This window comes from Vibrio sp. Isolate30 (genome assembly GCF_022397975.1).
Taxonomy (GTDB): Bacteria; Pseudomonadota; Gammaproteobacteria; order Enterobacterales; family Vibrionaceae; genus Vibrio; species Vibrio fortis.
In genome coordinates this window covers 188,885-214,172 of the sequence record NZ_JAKEUS010000007.1, presented here as the reverse complement: position 1 = coordinate 214,172, position 25,288 = coordinate 188,885, and the positions used below count along the sequence as shown (strand labels likewise).

At 45.3% G+C, this 25,288-nt stretch carries 15 protein-coding genes; 10 read left to right on the top strand and 5 right to left on the bottom strand.

All coding sequences use genetic code 11. From position 1 onward, the window contains the following. Positions 1 to 47 precede the first annotated feature (47 nt). Positions 48 to 1,526: a DUF2867 domain-containing protein gene (locus L1D60_RS16870; protein ID WP_239842133.1), complete on the bottom strand. Its 1,479-nt coding sequence runs from the start codon at positions 1,524 to 1,526 to the stop codon at positions 48 to 50. A 264-nt stretch (positions 1,527 to 1,790) separates the two neighbouring features. On the opposite strand from L1D60_RS16870, the gene L1D60_RS16865 reads away from it, so the two are divergent. The 5 genes from L1D60_RS16865 (at position 1,791) to nhaA (ending at position 8,968) form a co-directional block, all read left to right on the top strand. After that, positions 1,791 to 3,164, top strand: a complete 1,374-nt coding sequence (locus L1D60_RS16865) for an MATE family efflux transporter (RefSeq protein ID WP_239842132.1) — start codon at positions 1,791 to 1,793, stop codon at positions 3,162 to 3,164. 122 nt (positions 3,165 to 3,286) lie between these two features. Beyond that, positions 3,287 to 3,958, top strand: a complete 672-nt coding sequence (locus L1D60_RS16860; protein ID WP_239842131.1) for an ABC transporter ATP-binding protein — start codon at positions 3,287 to 3,289, stop codon at positions 3,956 to 3,958. Then, positions 3,939 to 6,392 (top strand): ABC transporter permease, encoded by a 2,454-nt coding sequence (locus L1D60_RS16855; protein ID WP_239842130.1) that lies wholly within the window; start codon positions 3,939 to 3,941, stop codon positions 6,390 to 6,392. The genes L1D60_RS16860 and L1D60_RS16855 overlap by 20 nt, the downstream gene beginning before the upstream one ends. Next, positions 6,393 to 7,529, top strand: a complete 1,137-nt coding sequence (locus L1D60_RS16850) for a lipocalin-like domain-containing protein (protein WP_239842129.1) — start codon at positions 6,393 to 6,395, stop codon at positions 7,527 to 7,529. A 275-nt stretch (positions 7,530 to 7,804) separates the two neighbouring features. Beyond that, positions 7,805 to 8,968 (top strand): Na+/H+ antiporter NhaA, encoded by a 1,164-nt coding sequence (gene nhaA, locus L1D60_RS16845; protein WP_239842128.1) that lies wholly within the window; start codon positions 7,805 to 7,807, stop codon positions 8,966 to 8,968. A gap of 157 nt (positions 8,969 to 9,125) precedes the next feature. Here the strand turns inward: nhaA and L1D60_RS16840 are convergent, their stop codons facing one another. Both L1D60_RS16840 and L1D60_RS16835 read right to left on the bottom strand, forming a co-directional pair. Continuing rightward, positions 9,126 to 9,734 (bottom strand): OmpA family protein, encoded by a 609-nt coding sequence (locus L1D60_RS16840; protein ID WP_239842127.1) that lies wholly within the window; start codon positions 9,732 to 9,734, stop codon positions 9,126 to 9,128. Further along, positions 9,734 to 11,041 carry a TolC family outer membrane protein gene (locus L1D60_RS16835; RefSeq protein ID WP_239842126.1) on the bottom strand — a complete coding sequence of 436 codons (1,308 nt, stop codon included), beginning with the start codon at positions 11,039 to 11,041 and terminating at the stop codon, positions 9,734 to 9,736. The genes L1D60_RS16840 and L1D60_RS16835 overlap by 1 nt, the downstream gene beginning before the upstream one ends. A gap of 285 nt (positions 11,042 to 11,326) precedes the next feature. Here L1D60_RS16835 and L1D60_RS16830 point away from each other — a divergent pair, with 285 nt between their 5' ends. From L1D60_RS16830 to fabV, 4 genes are all read left to right on the top strand, one after another. Then, a complete protein-coding gene (locus tag L1D60_RS16830; RefSeq protein ID WP_239842125.1) occupies positions 11,327 to 16,192 on the top strand; it encodes a VCBS domain-containing protein in 4,866 nt (1,621 codons plus the stop codon). Between the two features lie 429 nt (positions 16,193 to 16,621). Beyond that, positions 16,622 to 17,251, top strand: a complete 630-nt coding sequence (locus L1D60_RS16825; protein ID WP_239842124.1) for a TetR/AcrR family transcriptional regulator — start codon at positions 16,622 to 16,624, stop codon at positions 17,249 to 17,251. 55 nt (positions 17,252 to 17,306) lie between these two features. Then, positions 17,307 to 19,589, top strand: a complete 2,283-nt coding sequence (locus tag L1D60_RS16820) for an acyl-CoA dehydrogenase (protein WP_239842123.1) — start codon at positions 17,307 to 17,309, stop codon at positions 19,587 to 19,589. Between the two features lie 209 nt (positions 19,590 to 19,798). Further along, the gene (gene fabV, locus L1D60_RS16815) at positions 19,799 to 21,001 is read left to right on the top strand and encodes an enoyl-ACP reductase FabV (protein WP_239842122.1); all 1,203 of its coding nucleotides are present in this window, start codon (positions 19,799 to 19,801) and stop codon (positions 20,999 to 21,001) included. Positions 21,002 to 21,342: 341 nt separating this feature from the next. Here fabV and L1D60_RS16810 read toward each other — a convergent pair whose 3' ends face one another. Together L1D60_RS16810 and L1D60_RS16805 are read right to left on the bottom strand one after the other, a co-directional pair. After that, entirely contained in the window at positions 21,343 to 23,025 is a 1,683-nt protein-coding gene (locus L1D60_RS16810) for an aspartate:alanine antiporter (RefSeq protein WP_150894274.1), read from the bottom strand. A gap of 235 nt (positions 23,026 to 23,260) precedes the next feature. Continuing rightward, positions 23,261 to 23,524, bottom strand: coding sequence for a GrxA family glutaredoxin (locus tag L1D60_RS16805; protein ID WP_239842121.1), 264 nt, complete (start codon positions 23,522 to 23,524; stop codon positions 23,261 to 23,263). Between the two features lie 437 nt (positions 23,525 to 23,961). On the opposite strand from L1D60_RS16805, the gene L1D60_RS16800 reads away from it, so the two are divergent. Beyond that, on the top strand, positions 23,962 to 25,242 hold the full coding sequence (locus tag L1D60_RS16800) for an iron-containing alcohol dehydrogenase (RefSeq protein WP_239842120.1): 1,281 nt from the start codon (positions 23,962 to 23,964) through the stop codon (positions 25,240 to 25,242). Positions 25,243 to 25,288: the final 46 nt, after the last annotated feature.

The window sequence follows — 25,288 nt, the reverse complement described above, 5'->3', positions numbered from 1 at the left end:
TACTGTTAATCTCTTCGCATCTCACCAGTCGAATCTCGAACCTGCTCTTAATCTCTTCTCATCTCGCCACTCGAATCCCGCATCCGCTCTTTTGCCTGCTTCTCTATCGCCTTCACCATACCTTTAAAGATAAACAGATGCGCTGGCATCATGGCAAACCAATACAGCAGTCCTAAGAAGCCTTTTGGGTGCCACCAAGCGGTAATGTTGAGCTCGCTTTGATTGTTTGTGTGGTCTTTCTCGGCAAGGTCGGAAACCGTGATTTCAAGGCGTCCAAGACCGGGACCCTTCATGCCAAATAGTAGCGATAGGAACTGATTTTCTTCGCAGCGAATCACTTTCCATGAGTCGATATGGTCACCCACCTTAAGCTTAGGGCCTTCTGGCTCCTGCCTTTTTGGTACGCCACCACCAAAGAACAAATCTAGCCACTCTCGGGTGCGCCATAACGCATTGGCAAAGAAGTAGCCTTGTTTTGGGCTGCCTATTTGCTGGGCTATCTGCCAAAGTTGTTCTTTGGAAACGCTAGACTGTATGGTTGCGCCAGTTTGTTTAGGGTAGTAACCGTAACCAGCTTGCCAGCGTTTAAATGCGGTCTTGTCGAAGCCCCAAACGTTACTCTTAACGAATTCACCTTCTGCTCTAATTGCTTGTTCCACCATAGTTTGGAATGAAATCAGGCGTTGCGGATAACGCTCCTGGATCGAGGTGGAGTTCGCGACAAAGTCATGCTTTAAACCCGCAAGAAGGGCTCGACCAATATTTGAAGGGACAGACGTTACGACGCCAAGCCAATATGAAGCGATTGTCGGAGTTAAGAGCGATGTTGCCCATAACCTTAGTGGTCTATCTGCGGTTTTAGCAATGTGTGCAAATTGATTGCGGTAGCTGACGATATCAGGGCCACCCACTTCAAAGGTTTGGTGAGCTTCTGGCGTTTCCTCGGCAAGCTTTAACAAATAATGATTGAGGTTCTTTAGCGCGATAGGGTTGGCTTTAGAATCGACCCATTTCGGCGCGATCATGATTGGTAGGTTGTAGACAAAGTCTCGCATGATCTCGAAGGCGGCAGAGCCTGGCCCGATGATCACGCCTGCTTGCAACTCTGTAATAGGAACAGAGCCTGATCTCAGTAGATCACCCGTTTTCTTTCGTGCTTGAAGATGGTCGGAATCTGCGGTTTGCGGCTGCAACGAACTTAGGTAGATCACATGTTGATTGCGAGGACCAAGTGCGTTGACAAAGTTTCTTGCCAGCTTGAGCTCGTAATCAATAAAGTCGTGTCCCTCTGCCATTCCGTGTACGAGGAAGAAAATTAGGTCGAACTCAGGCACTAGCTCTTGAGTGGCGTCTGCGTCAGCAAGGTCCAAATATTGGAGTGAAAGGTTAGGGTGAGGTTCAGTTCGAGCTTGCAGGTAGTCAATATGACGAGCCGCTGCCGTTATTTGATAGCCTTGTTCAAGGAGTTGAGGTAATAGTTGAGAACCAACATAACCAGAAGCGCCTAACACCAGTACTTTCTTCATAAAGACTCCATTCGTTGCTATGAAGTAGGGACGTCACTAAATGTTAATTTACCAGTGTCATATGCACAAAAGCCAATAGTATCTGCATCTCGATAGTGAAATATGGTGGCTCTTCTTAGCACAGGGGGTGACCTATAGTTAGTAAAACAGCAATAGATGTTAATTATCTAATTTTAGAGCCAGTTATGTTATTGGATGAATAGCAATCATGAGTATAATCTTGGCAACCGTTGTGGTTTATTCCCCCCATTTTTGAGGTTTCACATGCTTCTTGCTTCAATACTACGTCATACCAAAGGTGATTTTGTACGCCAGCTGATTGCGATTGCGCTACCCATTACCCTGCAGAGCATTATGTTTTCAAGCAGGGGCTTGGTTGATGTGTTGATGTTGGGGCAGTTAGGAGAGGCAGATATTGCGGCGGTTGGTGTTGCGAGCCGAGCGATGTTTGTAACCACTATTATGTTGGTTGGGGTTACCACTGGTGGTGCTCTTTTGACAGCTCAGTACTGGGGGGCGGGTGACAGACAAGGTGTACGAGAAAGTACCGCGCTGACTTGGCTTGTTTCCATGTTCTTTGCCGCGTTGACTGTGGTGTTTTTTGTTTCGTTTCCAACCCAAGTCATGGGTGTGACCACGGATTCACAAGAAGTTATCGGTCTAGGTACGGAATACATAGTAATTACTGCATTCAGCATGTTTGCTGTGGCTTGTGTAAGTAGTATGGCAGTCGGGCTTCGTGCTATGCACCGACCTGGGCTAAGTACCTTTTTTAGCGGTATCGGCATTCTTTCAAATATCTTTCTTAACTGGGTTCTGATTTTTGGCAACCTGGGTATGCCAGCAATGGGTATCAAAGGTGCGGCTATTGCTACCGTGATGGGTGGGGCGATTGAGGTGATAACGCTTTACGGCTATCTCTATTCGAAGAAGCATTTGTTGGCATTTAAACGAGCTGATATTGCGGCGGCTGCAACGATTCAGAAAGTGGTTCGTTTTCTAAAACTCTCTTTGCCGACAACGTTTAACTTCTTAGCTTGGGCTGGGGGTTTGTTTGCTTATCATGCAATTATGGGGCAGTCGGGTGTACAGGGCTTAGCAGCGCTTTCGGTGATGACGCCGGTTGAATCTATCTCTTTGGCACTTCTAATTGGTATGTCGACCGCAGCAGCCGTGCTGGTGGGTAACCAACTAGGCGCCAAGAACAACGAAGCAGTCTACTACCAAGCGTTGGGTATCAGCATTATTGCCTTCTTTACCAGTATTGTCGTTGCATTGGTTCTCTACTTTGTACAGGCTCCGATTTTGGATTCGTTCAGTGCACTGACTCCAGAAACTCGTGAGCTATCAGAAAAGTTCATCTTGATTCTGAGTTTAGGCATTGTTGTTCGCTCTATACCAATGACGGTGATTGTTGGGGTATTAAGAGCGGGTGGAGATGTGAAATTTTGCCTTTATCAAGACTTGATTGCTCAGTGGCTTATTAGTATCCCTTTAGCGGCCATTGCGGCTATCTATTTTGGCGTTAAACCTGAATGGATCTATTTGATGTTCCTAACAGAAGAGGTGATCAAATGGGGTGGCTCACTCTATCGCATGAAGAGTAAGAAATGGATAAAAAATCTTATAGGAAGTTGAAGTCAGACGTAAGATTTATGTGACTTTATACTTAGCATGTGATCTATCTTTCAAATTACTTCCTACAACCATAGATTTAGTGTAGATTCTCATTCCAAATTCTAACTAATGTGAGCTGTTTAATGTTAAAGCTATCAGACCTATGTAAAGGCTATGTCGACGGGGGAGAGTTCCATCCCGTTTTACAAGGTGCTGAATTAACATTAAATCAAGGAGACCAGCTTGCGTTAATGGGGGAAAGTGGCTCTGGTAAGAGTACGTTGCTTAACCTTATTGCTGGGCTCGACCTTGCTGACTCTGGGGAAATCCTATTTCCTAACTTTGATATGCATATGGCAAAGGAGCGTGATCGCACTGCTTACCGCCGCAATAACATCGGGCATATCTTTCAACAGTTCAATTTGCTACCAACACTGAACATTGCTGACAACATTCGCTTTTGCCGTCAACTGAAGGGTTTACCTGAAGATAAAGGCTTATGGCGTCAGATTCTGTCGGCGCTTGATCTTATGCCTTTATTAGGTCGCTACCCTGAAGAGGTGTCTGGTGGTCAGCAGCAGCGTGCCGCGATTGCTCGAGCTCTTTATATGGAGCCAAAAATTCTGCTTGCCGATGAGCCGACAGGTAGCTTAGACGAGCGTAATGCTGAAGCGGTAATGCGCCTACTGACGTCATTAGCGCGAGAGCTAGAGTGTACGTTATTTCTAGTAACGCACAGTGAAAAGGTTGCCCAGCATATGGATGGTTGTATCCGTCTACAAGGGGGACAGCTTCATGTTATGGCCCGTAGTTAAAGCGCTACTCGGTCACTATCGACGCTACCCACTTCAAATTATTCTTGTTTGGCTCGGTTTAACACTGGGCGTTTCCCTTTTGGTTGGTGTTACCGCTATTAACCAACACGCCAAACAGAGCTATGCTCATGGCGAAAAGCTGTTTTCCAATCCGCTCCCTTACCGCATTCGTCCAAAACACAACGCCAATAAAATCCCGCAAGGCTTCTATATTCAATTGCGCCGTGAGGGCTTTCAGCAGTGTGCACCATTTGATAACCATCGTGTAACCGACGAGAACGGCGCTAACTTCATGTTGATAGGTTTAGATCCTGTCTCAATGCTTCAGTTGCAACCGGGTGTCGCGCTTCAAGATCTCACCACGCTTAACCTGATGAAACCACCGTATCCAATTTTAGTGAGTGATGATCTGGCTAAGCACATGGAGTGGAGTGACGGCGATTATATTCATCTTATGGACGGCTCAGAGCTCGGCCCTTTGATTGTTGATCAAAATAAGATGATCAACGGGACGCGCTTAATTGCGGATATCTCTTTATTAAGGATGTTGAAGCGCAGTTCTGGTCTATCCGTGATCGCTTGTTCAGATATGTCGGAAGCAAAGTTTGAGCGTCTTAAAGAGATGCTGCCGAACGGTTTAACGATTTCACGTAGTTCTAAAGCAGAACTTGAATCGCTGACCAGCGCATTCCATCTGAACTTAACTGCGATGGGGATGCTTTCATTTGTCGTTGGTCTATTTATCTTCTATCAAGCTATGTCTCTATCTTTTATACAGAGACAACCTTTGGTTGGGGTACTTAGACAAACCGGCGTATCCGGCTGGCAGTTAACGAAAGCGCTCTGTTTTGAGTTGCTAGCACTGGTTGTAGTGAGTTGGATCTGCGGTAATGTTTTTGGTGTGATGTTGGCGAACCAGTTGCTACCAGCGGTGTCTTCAAGCCTTGGCGATCTTTATGACGCTAATGTCGGTTTAAGTATCGATTGGAGCTGGAAAGCCAGCGTTTATAGCTTTGGCATGGCTTTAATCGGCGCTTTTTTAGCATGTGCTTGGCCGCTGATTCGTTTGTTGAAGTCTCAGCCGATTAGACTTTCATCTCGTCTTTCACTCATGCGTTTTGCGGGTACTGAATTTACCTGGCAGGCGTTGATCGGTTGTGGCTTCTGTGTCGCTGCTGTGGCGGTTTACCAAGCACCTCAAACGCAAGAATCTGGTTTTGCCATCATTGCGTTAATGTTGGTAAGTGTTGCTCTATTTACGCCGTTTTTGATGTGGAAGCTATTCAACAGTTTCTCATACTCCTTACGTTGGGTTCGTGCGCGCTGGTTCTTTGCGGATGCCGCTGCCAGCATGAGCTATCGTGGTGTCGCTACAATGGCGTTTATGCTTGCGATGACAGCAAACATTGGTGTTGAAACAATGGTGGGTAGCTTCCGAGATACGACCGATAAATGGTTGTCACAGCGTCTTGCTGCAGATTTGTATATCTACCCAACCAATAACTCTGCAGCACGTATGAGTAACTGGCTGTCAGACCAGCCTGAAGTCGACTCGGTATGGTGGCGCTGGGAAAAAGACATTCCTTCTCCTGTTGGCAGTATTCAAGTGGTTAGTACAGGTCCTTCTGAAGGTGAACTAGAGGCGCTTACGATTAAGCTAGGTATCCCAAACTACTGGTACCACTTGCATCACTCTAAGGGCGTACTGATTAGTGAGTCGATGTCTTTAAAATTAGGTATACGACCGGGTGACTACATCGATATGTACGATAGCCTAGGCTCTGGCTGGCAGGTGGTCGGTGTTTATTACGATTACGGCAACCCATACCATCAAGTCATGATGTCACATCGAAATTGGCTCTACGGATTTGCGGGGCGAGGCAATGTCGGTTTAGGTGTGATACTTAAAGAAGATGTGAATCCAACCGGGTTACGTAGCCGCTTAGAGTCTGTGTTTAGATTGAGCTCTGAGCGTATCTTCGATAACAACAATATACATAGCCAAGCAATGCGCGTTTTTGACCGTACCTTTGCCATCGCCGATACCTTGGGCAACATTACCCTTGTTATCGCTGTGTTTGGTATCTTCTTCGCGACAGTAGCGGGTGAGGTATCAAGACAACGTCATATTTCACTGCAGCGCTGCTTAGGGGTTTCTGCAAAAGAGCTGATCTTTACTGGCAGCTTGCAGCTGTTTGTCTTTGGTTTGATTTCGTCGCTGATAGCAATACCACTCGGGTTGGCATTGGCGAATTTGATTGTCGATATCGTGATTAAGCAGTCGTTTGGTTGGTCGTTAGAACTGCAAGTCATTCCTTGGGATTACTTCATTACTTTCGCATGGTCAATGGCTGCCTTGATGATTGCTGGTGCGTTGCCAGTATTACGAATGATAGGTAATACCCCGATGAAATCATTAAGGGATGCATTGTAGATGGGTCAAAGAAAAGGCGTGAAAAAGCCAAGAAACAATGTGTTGTCTTCAATTCTACTGATCTGCTTTTTTGGCTTATTTATTGGTATTTGGTCTTATTACTCTTACTTCGCTGATGTTGGCGAAGAGGGCGTCAACGAGGTCAACTCTGTATTGATGAGTGAGCAATTTAAGGTGTTCGAACCTGTCTTGCCTGATCGTACTGTTTCACTGCCAAAAGACTTCCAATTCCACCCTGAGTTCCAACATGAATGGTGGCACTACTTTGCAACTTTAGAAGATGCCAGTGGTAAGGATTACTCCGTTCAATGGAGCTTCTTTCGAATTGCAACTGACGAACGCGAAGCTCGAGGCTGGCAAAGTCCGCAGATCTATATCTCCAATGTCGTTGTTACCTCAGCGACGCAAGTGTGGAAAGAACAAAGGCTTGCCCGTGGCGGTATTGGCCAAGCAGGTATGACTAACCGACCATTTCGTATCTGGATTGATAACTGGAATTGGCGAGCACTTGGCGCGACCCCGTTTCCTGGACGTTTGAGCGTAGAGACGGACACTTTCGGTTTAGAGCTCGATTCGGTCACCAAGGGCCCTTACGTGTTGAATGGTGAAAATGGTTATCAAAAGAAACATGACCTGCTTCCTATTGCCTCATACAACTTTAGCGCTCCGTTCTTGGCTTTGAATGGCACACTGACTCTTGACGGCGTTGAAGTGGAAGTCTCTGGCAATGCTTGGCTCCATAAAGAGTGGGGCAGTGGTTTGCTTGGCGAAGGACAACAAGGTTGGGACTGGTTCGTCTTTAATCTAGACGATGGTGCTGCTCTGAGTGTTAGTCGTTACCGTAATAACCATCAGATGCCGTATGTGTTTGGTACGCTAGCAACGCGATCAGGAAAAGTTTATCGGCTGTCTGAATCTGATATCGACATTAAACCATTGCCAAACAGTACATTGCTCAATGGACGAAGAATGCCGCTTCAATGGATCATCAATGTACCGAAATATGAGATCAACCTCACAACTCGGATTCAACGTAGGGACATGTGGCTGCCGTTTGTTATCCCTTATTGGGAAGGGCCTATTATGGCCAGTGGAAGCCATGAAGCGTCTGGCTTTATGCAACTGACAGGATATTGATTTTTATATAAGGCTATCATTCGATAGCCTTTTTTATGCACTCTAGGTCACTTTATGGAGGGTTCGTCTAGCTTACACTTATAATTTTGGTCATCTATACTTAATTTAGTGTGAGTAACAACATTATGGAATATACGACGTATTGTTTAGTATTTGTAGGAAAAACCGAAGTTAAACATCCAAAGAAGTGATTATGTATCGTCGAAAGTTGGCTATACACTCGTGTCTATTCTTTGTTATTCGTTTATTTAAATAATAAATATAAGGGCGAAATCATGAACGACGTCATCCGTGACTTCTTTAAAATGGAATCTGCTGGCGGCATCATTTTGGTAATTGCTGCGGCAATTGCAATGTTCGTAGCGAACTCACCTCTGAACGAAATGTATCAGGGTATGCTACACACATACGTATTTGGTATGTCTGTGTCTCACTGGATCAACGACGGCCTAATGGCAGTCTTCTTCCTACTTATCGGCCTTGAAGTAAAGCGTGAGCTTTTAGAAGGCGCATTAAAATCTAAAGAGACAGCAATCTTCCCAGCTATCGCTGCGGTAGGTGGTATGCTAGCTCCTGCACTTATTTACGTGCTATTTAACTCAAGCAACCCTGAAGCGCTTCAAGGCTGGGCTATCCCAGCAGCAACAGATATCGCATTCGCATTGGGTATCATGGCACTTCTTGGTAACCGTGTACCGGTAAGCTTGAAGGTGTTCTTGCTAGCGCTAGCAATCATCGATGACCTAGGTGTTGTTGTTATCATTGCACTGTTCTACTCAGGTGATCTATCTACGCTTGCACTAACGGTTGGCTTCATCGCAACAGGTGTGCTGTTCATGCTCAACAATAAGCATGTGACTAAATTGAGCGCTTATCTGATTGTTGGTGCAATTCTGTGGTTCGCAGTATTGAAGTCTGGTGTTCACGCAACACTTGCTGGTGTGGTTATCGGCTTCGCGATTCCACTTAAAGGCAATAAAGGGGAGCATTCTCCGCTGAAACACCTAGAACATGCTCTGCACCCGTATGTCGCTTTTGCAATCTTGCCTATCTTCGCATTTGCAAACGCAGGTATCTCACTGGAAGGTATCTCACTTTCAAACCTAACAGGTATGCTACCGCTTGGTATCGCTTTAGGTCTATTGATTGGTAAGCCACTGGGTATTTTCCTATTCAGCTGGGGCGCAGTGAAAACAGGTGTAGCTAAGCTTCCTGAAGGTGTGAATTTTATGAACATCTTCGCAGTGTCTGTGCTGTGTGGTATCGGCTTTACGATGTCTATCTTCATCTCTTCATTGGCATTTGGTCCAACGAACGCAGATTTTGATACGCTTGCTCGACTAGGTATCCTAATGGGCTCAACGACGGCGGCAATCTTGGGTTACGTACTATTGAGTATCTCGTTACCTAAGACAAAGCATCAAGAAGTTAAACTGTAATCACTACAAAACATGTTTGAAAGGGTTGGCTGGTTAGGACAGTAGCCGCCAACACTTTTAGAAACATAATGACAAAGAAACGAAAAAGCCGTGATGAATGTTCATCACGGCTTTATTGTTTACTTGCCTTATGGTGACAAGTTCTCACGTCTTATGACTATTTTTCTAGGGTGGTAAAAATAGTCCACTCTTCGACGATTTGCTCTTCCAAGCCGACTACCGTTGCAGTTACTCTTCGGTTTAAGGCATGAGAGGTTGCGTCATCGCCCTCTTTTTCAAGTCTAGATTCACCAAACCCTACAATACGCACACGATCCGCTGCGATACCATTTTGAAGAATCTCATTCTGAACTTGGTTTGCTCGTTTTTTCGATAGCTCTAGATTGTATTCGTTAGAACCGACTTTACTCGCATAGCCTTGAATCTCAATGGATGCTGATTTGTACTTCTTAAGAAACTCTGACATCGTGGTTATCTGATCAGAGAAGATAGGGTTTATTTCATAAGAGTCGTGCGCGAACAATATTCTTAGTTGTCTCACTTCTTGAGAGCGAACGGTTTCCCCACATCCGTCGTTATCAACTTGAGATGCACCGGGAGTCCCAGGGCAAAGGTCTCTAGCATTGACAACGCCATCTTTATCATCATCTCTTAGATCGGATATTTGCTCCGCCTCAGGAGTCTCAATGTAATCCTCTTCTTGGTAGTCGGCTGCATTAACAGTTAGGGCTACTATGGGAAGTAATAAATAGAAAGCTTTCATCATTAATACTCCACAGGTTGTGTCCACTCTTCTGGAATGTCTACAAGTAGCGCATTGAGAAGTGAACCTGTTGCGTTCAACACACGATATTTCGCATATTGCTCAGAATAGTGAGCATCGAGGTAGTCTTTACGGGCCTCAAAAAGCTCATTTTCCGTATTGAGTAAATCAAGTAGGGTACGTTGGCCAATTCGATACTGCTTCTCGTACGCAATGACTGTTTCCGCAGCTGAATCGACATGGTCAGAAAGGAAGTTTTTCTGTTGTAGGGTTAAATCCAAAGCACTCCAAGAGAGTCTTAACCCTTCCTCTACTTGTCGGTAAGCTCGGTCTCTCAAGTCTTTCGATTTGTTTAGTTGGTAAGCTGCCGCCTCGGTTCTGTCGCTATCAGACCCACCGTTATACAAGTTATAACGCATGCGCAGCATGGCCAGTGTCTCGTCGCTTGATCCTTCATCACCACCTGCATCATCCCGCCAGGTTTGTGAAGCCTCAATAGAGAAGGTTGGGTAGTTAACCCCTTTAGATTGTTTGTATTGGAAGTGTGCTGAATCCACATCAGCTGCTGAAATCTTGATCACAGGGTGATTGTCAAATGCATAGACGATTGCATCATTCAAAGATAAAGGCAGTTTGGATATATCAGCTCTTGGGTAAATCAACCCTAATGGTTCTTGTCCTACAACCCTTCTAAATTGAGTGTGTGTGTCAACCAGGTTATTTTGTGCGGCCAACAGGTTACCGTGGGCTTTCGCAATACGAGCCTCTACCTGAGACACGTCTGCCGTGGAGCCTATTCCTGATTCTGCTCTTCGTTTAATGTCTTTATAGATCTTTTTATGGACAGCTAAGTTGCTTTCCGACAGCGCAAGCACTTCAGTTGCTTTCACAGCATCAAGGTAAATCTGGGTTACCTCTAATGCTTTGTCTTCCGCATCTGCAATGAGTTGGAATCTTACTGACTCTGCTTCGGCGGCTGTACGATCCATATCGTATAAAGTCGCAGAACCATCCCAAATGAGTTGAGTAAGAGAAATCGTTGCTTCTTTTCTGGTTAGATCGGTATCAGGACCATTATTGGGAGCTGGATTGATCCCCTCATATCCAATACCCGCATCTAAATCTATGCTTGGTAAATAAGCACCTCCAGAAGCGTCATTTTGTTTTTTAACGCTCACAAATTCGTTAAAGATACTTTTTATCTCGGGGTTGGTTGCCAAAGTGATGGCGACTGCCTGCTCAAGGGTTTGACTGTAAGCTGGAGCCCCAGTCATAAAGCAGCAAATAATAGATAGTTTAAACAATTTCAAAGTAGGTCTCCTTCTACTTCTAGATGTCTTATTTTTACTTTCGTCGATGCTTTCAATGGAACAAAAGTCATAATCGAAGCTTAGGACATTTGAACCAAAACGCGAAGTTTACCTAATTTTTTTTTGAATCTAAGTAACTAGCTATATTGACATATTTGTCACTATGCGTTAGCTGGCGCGGTTAGTGAGTGGATCATCAATAACATTACAACTAAATTTAAGTGGGTGTTATAGCGAAGTTCAGTCGAGTGGAAAGACGGACTGAACTGTGCAAGGAAGTGAGTTATGGGAACTATCAATGTTGGCTTACTCAGTGGGGTGAGCGGCGCTTTGGTTGTGGACGCACAAGGGCAAATAAGACGGTTAGCAGAGGGAGAGACACTGCGTGCCGGTGATGTTGTTGTAAGTGTCGACAATAGCAGTGGAAGTGAACCGGCGATCAATGCTCGGTATTACGAAGACGAAACAGTAAATAGAGTCGTCGATACTGATGATGCCATCGCACAAGTTATTAGAGCTGTGGAAGAGGGCTTTGACCCTACGGCCGATTTAGGGGAAGAGTTTGACACTGCCAGTGGCGAAACTGATGGGTCAAGTTTAGTTAACAGCGGAACCATTACCAGAACGGGTGCTGAAGTACAGGCAACAACCCACTTTGAAACAGATGGGCTTGAAAGCCAGGGTTTGTCTGAGACTCAAAGCCTAGAGCTAATTGACATTATTGCGTTTGCATTAGTGTCCGGGGTATCTGACGTTATTGAGTTTGAGGAAGATGTTCCGATTGAAACCGGGGGTAATCTGATTACCGATGATCCCGAAGTAACCTTTATTGCAGATGAAGGCGAAGGGGATAACGGTTACGGTGATTTTGTCATTAATGAAGACGGAACGTGGACCTTTGTTGCAAACAGTCCATTCGACGAATTGGCAGACGGAGAGCAAATCCAAGATAGTTTTACCGTGGAAACATCAGATGGTACCGAGCAAGTTGTAACAGTGACGATCATAGGTACAGATGATGCAGCGGTCGCGACTACAGGCTCGGGTAGTGTAACCGAGGATGTCGATGTTTCACTTGAAGGTAACCTTCTGGAGACTTCTGGCCAAATCTCGATTTCAGATGTCGACAGTGAAACACCAACTTTTGAACCAAATGGTGTCTTTAATCCAGTAGGCTCAACTAATGGTAGTGCATTAGGTGTGCTTACTATCAGTCCTGATGGTACATGGAACTATGAGGTTAATAATGATCTGGTTCAGTTCTTAGACGACGATGAAAGTGTGGTTGAGGTTTACACCGTAACGGCGACAGACGGCACCACCAGTGAAGTGACCATTACCATCAATGGTGCGGACGATCCTTCTGAGATCACCGTTGGTGAAGGCGATTCAGACATGGGGGCAGTGACGGAGGATGTAAATGTCTCGTTAGACAACGAGCTTACCACGTCAGGTACGTTAACCATTACTGACGTTGATACCAGTGATGACCCCGCCTTTGAACCTAACGGCACCTTTAATCCAACCGGTTCTACTAATGGCAGCGCACTCGGTATGCTTACCATTACACCAGACGGTGCGTGGACTTATGTCGTTAATAATGACTTGGTTCAGTACTTAGATGACGATGAGAGTGTGGTTGAGGTTTACACAGTAACGGCGACAGACGGAACCACCAGTGAAGTGACTATTACCATTAACGGTGCGGACGACCCTTCTGAGATTACCGTTGGCGAAGGCGACTCAGATATGGGTGAAGTCACCGAGGATGTGGATGTCTCGTTAGATAATGAGCTTACTACGTCGGGTACGCTGACCATCACCGATGTCGATACCAGTGATAATCCAACCTTTGAGCCAAACGGCACCTTTAACCCAACCGGCTCTACCAATGGCAGCGCACTCGGTGTGCTCACCATCACACCAGACGGTACATGGACTTACGTCGTTAACAACGACTTGGTTCAGTACCTAGATGACGATGAGAGTGTGGTCGAGGTCTACACAGTAACGGCAACAGATGGCACTACCAGTGAAGTGACCATTACCATTAACGGTGCGGACGACCCTTCTGAGATTACCGTTGGCGAAGGCGACTCAGATATGGGTGAAGTCACCGAGGATGTGGATGTCTCGTTAGACAACGAACTGACAACGTCAGGTACGTTGACCATTACTGATGTCGATACCAGTGATGACCCAGCCTTTGAGCCAAACGGCACCTTTAACCCAACCGGCTCTACCAATGGCAGCGCACTCGGTATGCTTACCATTAACCCAGACGGTGCCTGGACTTATGTAGTTAACAATGACTTGGTTCAGTATCTTGATGACGATGAGAGTGTGGTTGAGGTCTACACAGTAACGGCAACAGACGGCACCACCAGTGAAGTGACCATTACCATTAATGGTGCAGATGACCCTTCTGAGATCACCGTTGGAGAAGGCGACTCAGATATGGGTGAAGTCACCGAGGATGTGGACGTCTCGTTAGACAACGAGCTGACCACGTCAGGTACGTTAACTATTACTGATGTTGATACCAGTGATGATCCCGCCTTTGAACCTAACGGCACCTTTAATCCAACCGGCTCTACTAATGGCAGCGCACTCGGTATGCTCACCATTACACCAGAAGGTGCCTGGACTTATGTAGTTAACAATGACTTGGTTCAGTACTTAGATGACGATGAAAGTGTGGTTGAGGTTTACACCGTAACGGCAACAGACGGCACCACCAGTGAAGTGACCATTACCATTAACGGTGCAGATGACCCTTCTGAGATCACCGTTGGCGAAGGCGACTCAGATATGGGTGAAGTCACCGAGGATGTGGACGTCTCGTTAGACAACGAGCTGACCACATCAGGTACGCTAACCATTACCGATGTCGATACCAGTGATGATCCCGCCTTTGAGCCAAACGGGACCTTTAACCCAATCGGCTCTACTAATGGCAGCGCGCTCGGTATGCTCACCATCACACCAGACGGTGCATGGACCTACGTCGTTAATAATGATTTGGTTCAATATCTGGATGACGATGAGAGTGTGGTCGAGGTCTACACAGTAACGGCAACAGACGGCACCACCAGTGAAGTGACCATTACCATTAACGGTGCAGACGACCCTTCTGAGATCACTGTTGGTGAAGGCGACTCAGATATGGGTGAGGTCACCGAGGATGTGGATGTCTCGTTAGAGAATGAGCTTACTACATCGGGTACTCTAACCATTACCGATGTTGATACCAGTGATGCCCCTGCCTTTGAGCCGAACGGCACCTTTAATCCAACCGGATCTACCAATGGCAGTGCGCTCGGTATGCTCACCATCACACCAGAAGGTGCGTGGACCTACGTAGTTAATAATGACTTGGTTCAGTACTTAGATGATGATGAGAGTGTGGTTGAGGTCTACACCGTAACGGCAACAGACGGCACCACCAGTGAAGTGACCATTACCATTAACGGTGCGGACGATCCATCGGAAATCACTGTTGGTGAAGGCGACTCAGATATGGGTGAAGTCACCGAGGATGTGGATGTCACTCAAGACAATGAGTTAACCGCTTCTGGTACCTTAACCATCACTGATGTCGATACGAGTGATACACCGGCATTTTTGCCAAACGGTACGTTCAATTCTGTCGGATCCACGTTGGCGATGGCGATGGGGATGTTAACCATAACTCCGGATGGTGCGTGGACGTATACACTCGATAATAGCGCGATTCAATATCTAAACGATGATGATACGATAATCGAAAACTACATTGTCTCTTCAACGGATGGTGTCACCCACGAGATTCAAATCACCATTAATGGGGCGAACGATGCTCCAGTCGCAGAGAGTTTCGTTGTCGTCGACAATGACAACACTGTTATTCCAATCATCTTTGATAGTGACAGCGAAGGTATTCCTGACTACATCTCGGATTTAGAGGATGACTACGATGATATTCCTCTAAACATTAGAATCGTCGATTTACCAAGTAGTGGCACTTTGCTCTATACCGATGAAAATGGTGTGAGTCGAGAAGTGACACAAGACGATATTGATAATGAAACCTTGTTTGTCCCCAACAACATCAGTTTTGTTGCGGGCCCTGGTGAAGAATTTGAACTGGGCTACAGTGGTGCGAGTGACGACTTCCCTGAACTGGTCGATGGTTTTTACAACTGGGGTGAAGAAGTTTCTCCTACAGAGCGGTTGATCACCTTATCTAATGGTAAAACCATAACCATCTCTATTGAAGACAACAATGACAAGCCTTTGAAACAGTATCAAGGTGAACAACCACACGTTGGTTATGGTATCGGAGACACTGATGGTCGAGGCATGAACATGCAAGAGACTCTCATTGTTGATTTAACCGATAATCCACTGGATACCGTAACATTTGGTTTGGACGGCATGGGAGCTGAATTCAACACCAATAGTAATGTCTATATTGAAGTTGTATATACCTTCCTAGACGGAACACAACACACAGAACAGTATCAAAAAGATGAAGGAGATGTAGGTAACGATCAGATTCTGTATGAGTTTAGCTATTCTTCTCCTTCTAATCCGATTGTTTCTATGGAACTGTCATCGACAGGGGGTAACTGGGAGCTTCGCTACATCCAAGGTAATGAAGTGGTCACAGAAGACGCAACCTTCGACTATGTTGCGGTAGATTCAAACGGTGCGGAAAGTTCTGTTGAAACGGTAACGCTCGATATTGAAGAACCACAAGCCTATAACGTGATCAGTGCTGAAAATGATGAGCCATTAGTCGCTGACTACGGCAATGACATGTTAATTGGTAATGCTGAAGATAACATCTTCGCATGGTTGGATGATGCGTTGGATAACGGTACGGATGTCATTAAAGACTTTGAACTGTACAGCGATGGATCGGGCGATCTGATTGACTTGAGCGATCTGCTCGAAGATCCGCAAGATGGCGATCAAATGGAGGCTCTATTGAGCATGATAGATGTGAGCATCAATGGTGACGATGTTGAATTGAGTATTCCACTTGAAGGCGGCAGTGATGCTCAAACCATTGTTATACAGAACGTTGCGCCTGAGTTAGGAATGTCTATCGATATAAATGATGACTTAGCCGTATTAGGTGAACTGATTAAAAACGATGCAGCTTAATCTTGAGATTAGTTAATACACTAGTCACTAAAACATTAGGTTATGGTACAAAACGTCCTACGATTTCGTAGGGCGTTTTTTTGTTTAATGTAGACAAAAAAAAGCCCAAACCAACGCGGTTTGGGCGGATACAAGTATAGGAGTTAATAAGGAAATTGCAGTGAGTAACAAGAGAGTGAAACAAGTCTGACGGCCAGAAAGACTTAAAAATGCGCTTCTTGTTACCCTTGTTATGACCCGCGAACTTCCAATCAGTTCCAAGAAAATTTGTTCTTTTTTCCTTATTTTCTAAAACACAGGTAATTCAGGCTGTTAGCTAACTATTTTTTAAACTGGTACGACCAATGGGTGAAAATGTGATGTTGCTTACTTGTTAAATAAATGTTCTATGGGTATATTTCAAACAGTTGTTTAATACGAGTGATTGAAATGGCACCAAGAAGTTCGACCAAAGAGAAGATACTGGATGTAGCAGAGGGATTGTTTGCTGAGCATGGCTTTAATGATACTTCGTTGCGCACCATAACGAGTAAAGCGAATGTGAACCTAGCTTCGGTAAATTACCACTTCGGCGATAAAAAGACCTTGGTTCGAGCAGTACTCAATCGTTACTTGGAAGCGTTCATGCCTGCACTTCAAGATGCACTAGTGAACCTTAATTTGAACGAAACGTATACGATGAGTGACGTGTTTGAATCTTTGAGATCGCCACTACGCTCTCTTAACGATGTAAGACCGGATGGTACAAGTCGCTTCATGCTATTAATTGGCCGCGGCTATACCGATGTTCAAGGGCACTTACGTTGGTTCATTACCACTCGTTACAGTGACGTTTTGGGGCTGTTTACTAGTTCGGTGATGAAAGCCAACCCAGAGCTCACTCAAGAACAGTTATTTTGGCGACTGCACTTCACCCTAGGGACATGTGTATTCACCATGGCGTCAAGCCAAGCACTGATGGAAATATCAGAAAATGATTATGGAAGAGAGGTTGATGCGAAAGCTGTTGTCGATATCTTGATTCCTTATTTAGCGGCAGGCATGTCAGCTAAAGAGTAAGAACAATAAGAAGCATAAATTCACACCAAAAATAGTGAACAAAAGGATCTGAACTATGAGCTCTCTAAGACAAAAATGGGTGAGCGACCCAGCTTTTAAACTCTTCAAAAAAGTACTGCCGCCGCTTTCTAGCACTGAGAAAGAAGCGATGGAAGCCGGTAGTGTTTGGTGGGATGGAGAGCTTTTTTCTGGTAAGCCAGACTTCCAAAAACTGCATCAGTACCCAAAACCGGAACTGACAGCGGAAGAGAAGTCATTTATGGACAACGAGCTTGAGACTCTACTTGAGATGCTTGATGACCATAAGATCGTTAAAGAAGACCGTGACCTTCCAAAAGAGGTTTGGGACTTCTTACGAAAAGAGCGTTTCTTCTCACTGATCATCTCGAAAGAGTACGGTGGTCGAAACTTCTCGTCGCTAGCAAACTCAACCATCGTAACCAAAATTGCTACTCGTAGTATCAGTGCTGCAGTATCAGTAATGGTTCCAAACTCTCTTGGCCCGGGTGAGCTACTGTCTCACTATGGTACTCAGGAGCAGAAAGATTACTGGCTACCACGCCTAGCTGATGGTACAGACATCCCATGTTTCGCACTAACTGGTCCTGAAGCGGGCTCTGATGCAGGTGGTATCCCAGATGTGGGTACCGTGTGTATGGGCATGCACGAAGGCAAAGAGACACTAGGTATTCGTCTTAACTGGAATAAGCGTTACATCACGCTGGCACCAGTAGCAACTGTGCTTGGTCTCGCATTTAAACTGCACGATCCAGAGAAGTTATTGGGTGATAAAGAAGACATCGGTATCACATGTGCGTTAATCCCTGCTGATCATGAAGGTGTCGTGATTGGTGAGCGTCATGACCCACTTGGTCTTGCGTTTATGAATGGTCCAACACGTGGTCATGATGTATTTATCCCGATGGAGTGGCTAATCGGTGGTGCAGATTACGCAGGTAAAGGCTGGCGTATGCTGGTGGAATGTCTGTCTGCGGGTCGTGGTATCTCGCTACCGGCTCTAGGTACAGCGATGGGTCACCTGACTGCACGTACAACCGGTGCATACGCATACGTTCGTAAGCAGTTTGGTATGTCGATTGGTAAGTTCGAAGGTGTGGCAGAAAGCTTAGGTCGTATTGGTGGCTTAACTTACCTGCTTGAAGCAACGCGTACACTGACAACAACATCACTCGATTTGAAAGAGAAGCCGGGCATTGTTACTGCGATTGCTAAGTACCACATGACGGAAATGGCACGTACCATTTTGAACGACTCAATGGATATCCATTCTGGTCGTGCAATCCAAGATGGACCGATGAACTATCTGGCTGCACCGTATCTAGGTATTCCAGTGGCGATTACAGTAGAAGGCGCAAACATCCTGACACGTAACCTAATGATCTTCGGACAAGGTGCGACTCGTTGTCACCCTTACGTACTACGTGAGATGGAAGCAGCAGCGAACCCAGATGAGAAGCAAGGTGCGAAAGAGTTTGATGACCTGCTGTTCAAACATATCTCTCACGCAACTAAGAACACATTTGGTGCTTTTGGCGCGGCATTAACAGGCTCTAAATTCATCAAAGCGGATATGAGCGGTCCAACGAAACCTTACTATCAAGACTTAACACGTCTAAGTCGTGCCCTAGCGGTAAGTGCAGACTTTGCGATGCTAACGCTAGGTGGTGAGTTGAAACGTAAAGAGCTGATTTCTGCACGTTTAGGTGATGGCCTAAGTTACCTATACATGGCATCTGCTGCACTTAAGAAGTATGAAGATGAAGGTCGTCAACAAGCAGATCTGGATTACTTGCACTACGCGGTTCAGCACTGTTTCCATCATGCAGCGAAATCACTACAGGAAGCATACCGTAACTTCCCGAACAAGGTAGTGGGTAAGGTTCTAAAAGGGCTAATCTTCCCAGTGGGCAACCACTTCGAGAAGCCAAGCGATACCTTAACAGTGAAGCTTGCGGAAAGCCTAATGACTCCTGGTGCACACCGTGAGCGTCTAACTCACCTTTGCTACATTGGTCAAGACGAAGACGACAGCGTAGGTTTGATGGAGAATGCGTTTATTGCAATGTACGACATCAAGCCACTAGAGCGTAAGATCTTCAAAGCAGTGAAAGAAGGCAAGGTTGCACGTAAAGGTTTATTAACTGAGCGCCTAGAGCAAGCGTTGGCTGCTGAGGTATTAACACAAGCAGAAGTGGATCAAATCTTAGCAGCAGACAAACTGCGTTACGCTGCGATTCAAGTTGACCACTTTAGCCACGACTATAGTGAAACTTTGACGCGAAAAGAGCTGAAACCTAAGCTAAATAGCGTTGCTTGATAGAAATATCATCAAAAGGCACCTTTCGAGGTGCCTTTTTTGTATTTGTACGGCACGCAACCAGAACTTTGCTAGAATTTTGAACAAATGTCAGCAAATACATCGTGAGTGCTCCAACCACTTGCATTTTAGCCACATTTTTGAAGAAATTAGATGCCATTTGCAGACGAAACTTTTATCCTAACAGGGATTTTTTAAGGAAGTTGAATATGATCATCAAACCTCGAATTCGCGGATTCATCTGTACTACAACACACCCAGTTGGTTGTGAAGCTAACGTAAAAGAACAAATCGCTTACACCAAAGCTCAAGGCCCAATTGCAAATGCACCAAAACGTGTACTTGTTGTGGGTTCTTCTAGTGGCTATGGCTTGTCTTCTCGTATCGCAGCTGCATTTGGTGGCGGCGCTTCAACTATCGGTGTTTTCTTCGAAAAAGCTGGTACTGAGAAAAAGCCGGGTACAGCTGGCTACTACAACTCAGCAGCATTCGATAAGCTAGCAAAAGAAGAAGGCCTATACTCGAAAAGCCTAAATGGCGATGCTTTCTCAAACGAAGCTAAGCAAAAGACAATCGACCTAATTAAAGAAGATCTAGGTCAAGTTGATATGGTGGTTTACTCACTGGCTTCTCCAGTACGTAAAATGCCTGAGACTGGCGAAGTTATTCGCTCTTCTCTTAAGCCTATCGGCGAGACGTACACTTCAACAGCGGTTGACACTAACAAAGACACAATCATTGAAGCAAGCGTAGAGCCTGCAACAGAAGAAGAGATCAAAGACACAGTAACCGTAATGGGCGGTGAAGACTGGGAACTTTGGATCAACGCTCTATCTGAAGCTGGCGTTCTTGCTGACGGCTGTAAGACAGTTGCTTACAGCTACATCGGTACTGAGCTAACGTGGCCAATCTACTGGGATGGCGCGCTAGGTAAAGCGAAGATGGATCTAGACCGCGCAGCAGCGGCTCTAAACGAGAAACTTGGTCAAACTGGTGGTACAGCAAATGTTGCTGTTCTTAAGTCTGTTGTGACTCAAGCAAGTTCTGCAATTCCAGTAATGCCACTGTACATCGCAATGGTATTTAAGAAGATGCGTGAAGAAGGCGTACACGAAGGTTGTATGGAACAGATCTTCCGTATGTTCAGCCAACGTCTATACAAAGAAGATGGCAGCGCAGCAGAAGTGGATGAGAAGAACCGTCTACGTCTAGATGACTGGGAACTTCGTGAAGACATCCAAGAACACTGCCGCAACCTATGGCCACAAATCACGACTGAAAACTTAAAAGAGCTAACTGACTACGTAGAGTACAAAGAAGAGTTCTTGAAGCTATTCGGTTTCGGCGTTGAAGGCGTAGATTACGACGCAGACGTTAACCCAGCTGTTGAATTTGATGTAGCAGACATCTAATTCAATTTGCTTGGTTTAAATATGAAAAGGCGCTCATTGAGCGTCTTTTTTATTGGGGCAAATACGAGATTCTAAGAGGTTAAAAGCAGATACGGGAGTCGAGTGGCGGGATGCGAAGGGAATTAAGAGCAGATGAGGGATGCGAGTGTCGAGATGCGAAAAGATTAAAAAGCAGATTAGAGATGTGAGTGCCGGGATGCGAAAAGATCTAAGAGCAGATAAGGGAGTCGAGTGGCGGGATGCGAAAAGATATAAGAGCGGGTACGACAAGATTTGGAGCAATAAAAAATGCACTAACTCTTGCGAATTAGTGCATTGAAATGTATGAACGAATCTAGTTGTTAGCTGATAATGATGATAAACGTACCCGCTAAGGTCATCAATATATTGGCTATCGCGTATGTACCCGCATAACCTAGAGCTGGGATAGTTGAGCGAGCGTGGTCGTTTACAATATCCATCGCGGGTGCACAGGTTCTAGCGCCGATGATGGCACCAAACAATAGCGCTCGGTTCATCTTAAGAATATACGCTCCCACTAAGTAAGCGAAGATTACCGGCAATACACTCACAATCAAGGCAATACCAATTACCTGTGGGCCGACTTGAGTTAAATGCTCAAATATCTTGCCACCGGCACTCAAGCCAATGCCTACCATAAAGAACATCAAACCTAGGTCCTTGACCATATTCAGCGCGCCCTGAGGCACATAACCAAAGGTAGGGTGGTTTGCTCGTAGGAAGCCCAACATAATGCCCGAAAGTAACAGACCAACGGCATTACCCAGACCAAACGAAACTTGACCGAATGTCATGGTAATGAGACCGAATAGAATCCCTAGAATAAAGAAACTACAGAATGCCATTAGGTCTGCCATTTGACTGTGAATTGAGATGAAACCGATTTTCTCAGCGAGACCATGAACACGGCTCTTTTCACCACTGACCTGAAGTACATCACCTTTAGCTAATACGATATTCAAATCCATCGGCATTTCGATTTGAGCACGCACCACGCGGTTCAGGAAACAGCCATATTCAGATAGGTTAAGGTCTGAAAGACGCTTGCCAGCAATGCTATCACTTTTTACGACGATCTCTTCTTCAACGATACGGAGGTCAAGAAGGTTACGGTCGAATACCTCTTTACCGTTTCTAAAGCTAGGGTCTAGACGAGCGTGACTATCTGGGAAGCCAACTAGCGCGATCTCATCACCTTCTTGCAGAATTGCGTCACCATCTGGGTGGGCAAGAATGCCGTTACGACGAATACGTTCAATGTAACAACCCGTTTGGCGGTAGATACCCAACTCACGCAAGTTCTTGCCGTCTGTCCAGTCAATCAGTTCTTGTCCAACGCGGTATGCGCGAATGATTGGCAGGTACACTTTACGCTGACCAGAGGCGCCTAAACCACGTTCTTGCGCAATCTGTTCTGCTGAGTCATGTAGATTGACCTTTTGTAGCTTTGGAATCAAACGAGCGAACATGATCATACTGATCAAGCCGACCAAGTATGCCATCGCATAGCCAACCGATAGGTTTTCAATTACCAGACTGATGTCCATGTTTCGAGGTACTTCAGCAAGTCCTGAATTGAGGGCGTCTTGGGCACCTACAAGAATCGGTGTAGCTGTGAGTGCACCAGCCATCATACCCGCAGACAAACCGAAGCCTAACCCTAAGTATTCGCTACAGAAATAGGTAAGGGCGATAGCAGTTGAGAGTACGACTAAGCTCAGAATTAGGTAGTGTTTACCGTCTCTAAAGAAGATACCAAAGAAGTTTGGTCCAGCTTCAATACCTACACAGTAGATAAACAGCATAAAGCCAATGGTTAGTGCTTCTGCGTTGAAAGAGAAGCCAAGGTGACCCATTACCAACGATGTGATTAAGACACCAATCGAGTTACCTAATTGAAGATTTCCAAAGCGGATTTTACCAATGGCAAGGCCAATCGCTAATACGACAAAGATGAGAAGAATAGGGTTTTGCTCAAGCAAAAGTACAACGTCGATATTCACAGCAGCAGCTCAGTATAAGGCGTGAAACATAAGGTAGTGTAGAGGTGTGAATTGTATCTAATTATAGATAAATTATAAGCGCTAATTTGCTATTTTACTTGATTTTTACGTGATTCATTTTTGTTCTATGCATTAAAAAAGCTCACGTGAACCACGTGAGCTTTAAAATAAGGTTTTATTGTTGATTTTGTGGTTTGCAGCTTCTTGCTAAACCTATCTAAATCAATGTTTTCGATTAATCGAAAAGACCTAGGTTTTCTTTTGCGTATGCTTCGAAGTCATCGCAGCCGCCGATGTGCTCTTGGTCTACAAAGATTTGAGGAACAGTTTCAACTGGCTTACCTACTGTTTTCTCTAGGTCAGCTTTGCTGATGCCTTCAGCGTGAATGTCAACATAACGGTAGTTGAAGTCATCGCGCTTAGCTTTAAGAGTCTCAGCGTGCTCTTTAGCACGAACACAGTATGGACAAGCAGGGCGACCAAAGATTACTACAAACATTTCATTTCTCCTAAATACGGGATGAGGCTCGTTAACCCAAATATGTTAACTATTCTTTAAGGGATACGACTCAAAATTCTTAAAACCAACTATGCCTCAATGCTATAGGGAAATAAAGATGGAATTGCCTGTTAATGCAATAGGTTTTGCCTATCAGCTTAAATTGTATTCACTCACCCTTCGCTTTTTACTAATGCCCTCGCTAGACGCAAGGAGATAGGGCACAGAATGTGAATCAGCGCTAAGAATCCGACTTTGTGGCGCTTTTAATGCGACAAGTTGCACCGCGTCAAAAAAAATCGATTCAGTTACAGGCATCTTGTAGTTAGATAAACCATATAGCATTTAAATGTTTAGATAAGCGTGTAGAACGTTTTTAGAAAACCATAACAACAAAGAGTTCGTAGTATTGTTTGGTCATAGGCGCAGGAGGCACCATGTTTCAATTTATGACATCTACAAAGATCATCTTTGGTGAAGGAGCATTACAGTCTTCACTGTCTCAGTTTAACCAGTATGGGTATAGCGTGTTACTGGTCACTGGGAACAACTTAGACAGAACCACGATTGTTACCGAATATCTCGATGCACAAAGCATGCGTTATCAGCATATAGCAGTGTCTGGCGAGCCTAATATTAAGATGGTCGAAGAAGCCGCTACTTCTGCGCGCCGTTTTAAGCCTGATATGGTAGTCGCAATGGGGGGCGGCAGTGCCATTGATATGGGGAAAGCACTGGCTGCAGTCTTACCAAACCAAGGGAACGTGTATGACTATGTTGAAGTGGTCGGACGCAATGTACCTTTGAAAACAAAACCATTACCCTTTATTGCTATTCCAACCACGGCAAGCACTGGTGCCGAAGTGACGAAAAATGCGGTACTCAAATCAGGCCAAGACCAAGTGAAAATCAGTCTACGTAGCCCAGATATGTTGGCGGACGTAGCGATAGTGGATCCAACGTTGACCTACGGTACGAATTTGTATCTGTCAGGGCGTGGGGCGATGGATGCCTTTACACATTTGATGGAAGCCTATGTTTGTGGTGACCCAAATCCACTCACTGATATGATTTGTGAAGAGGGCTTAAGAAAGCTAAGCGCTTCAGTGGTGAAAGCGTGTGTGGAAGACCAACCTCAAGCTCGGGCTGACCTTGCATTTGCTTCTATGCTAGGTGGCATGGCGATAACGAATGCTAAGTTGGGGGCGGCTCATGGCTTGGCGTCAGCGTTAGGTGGGAAAATACATGCGCCACACAGTGTGATTACTGCGCGCTTAGCACCCTTAGTGATGTTAGAGAACATTGAGGTTGCGAGAGAGCAGGGACGTGATGATATCTTGGCTCGCTATCAACGTATCGCGGCAATCGTAACGGGTGACAGTGACGCGGTTGAAGAGCAGTCGGTCAGTTGGCTCTCTGAGGTGTTGGAGACACTTGAAATCCCTAGTCTGCTGCACTTCGGAGTATGCAAAACACCTTTTGAGGATGTTGCGGAAGATGCGATGAAGTCTGTGGCGATCAAAGGGAATCCATTGCCGCTTAACAAAGCTCGCTTGGTGCACATTTTAGAGAAGGTTTGCCGTGACTGCAGTTGTGACTCTTCGCAACTTCAGCATAAGACTCACAGCGACAGTGGTGTGGAATCGAGTTTTACGATTATTAACTCTTACGCCTCAGAGAATAGTGTGGTGGAGAAGGGCAATAGCTGGACAATCTAGAACGGCGAAAAAGCACAGTTAAAACAAAAACGGAGCCATAAGGCTC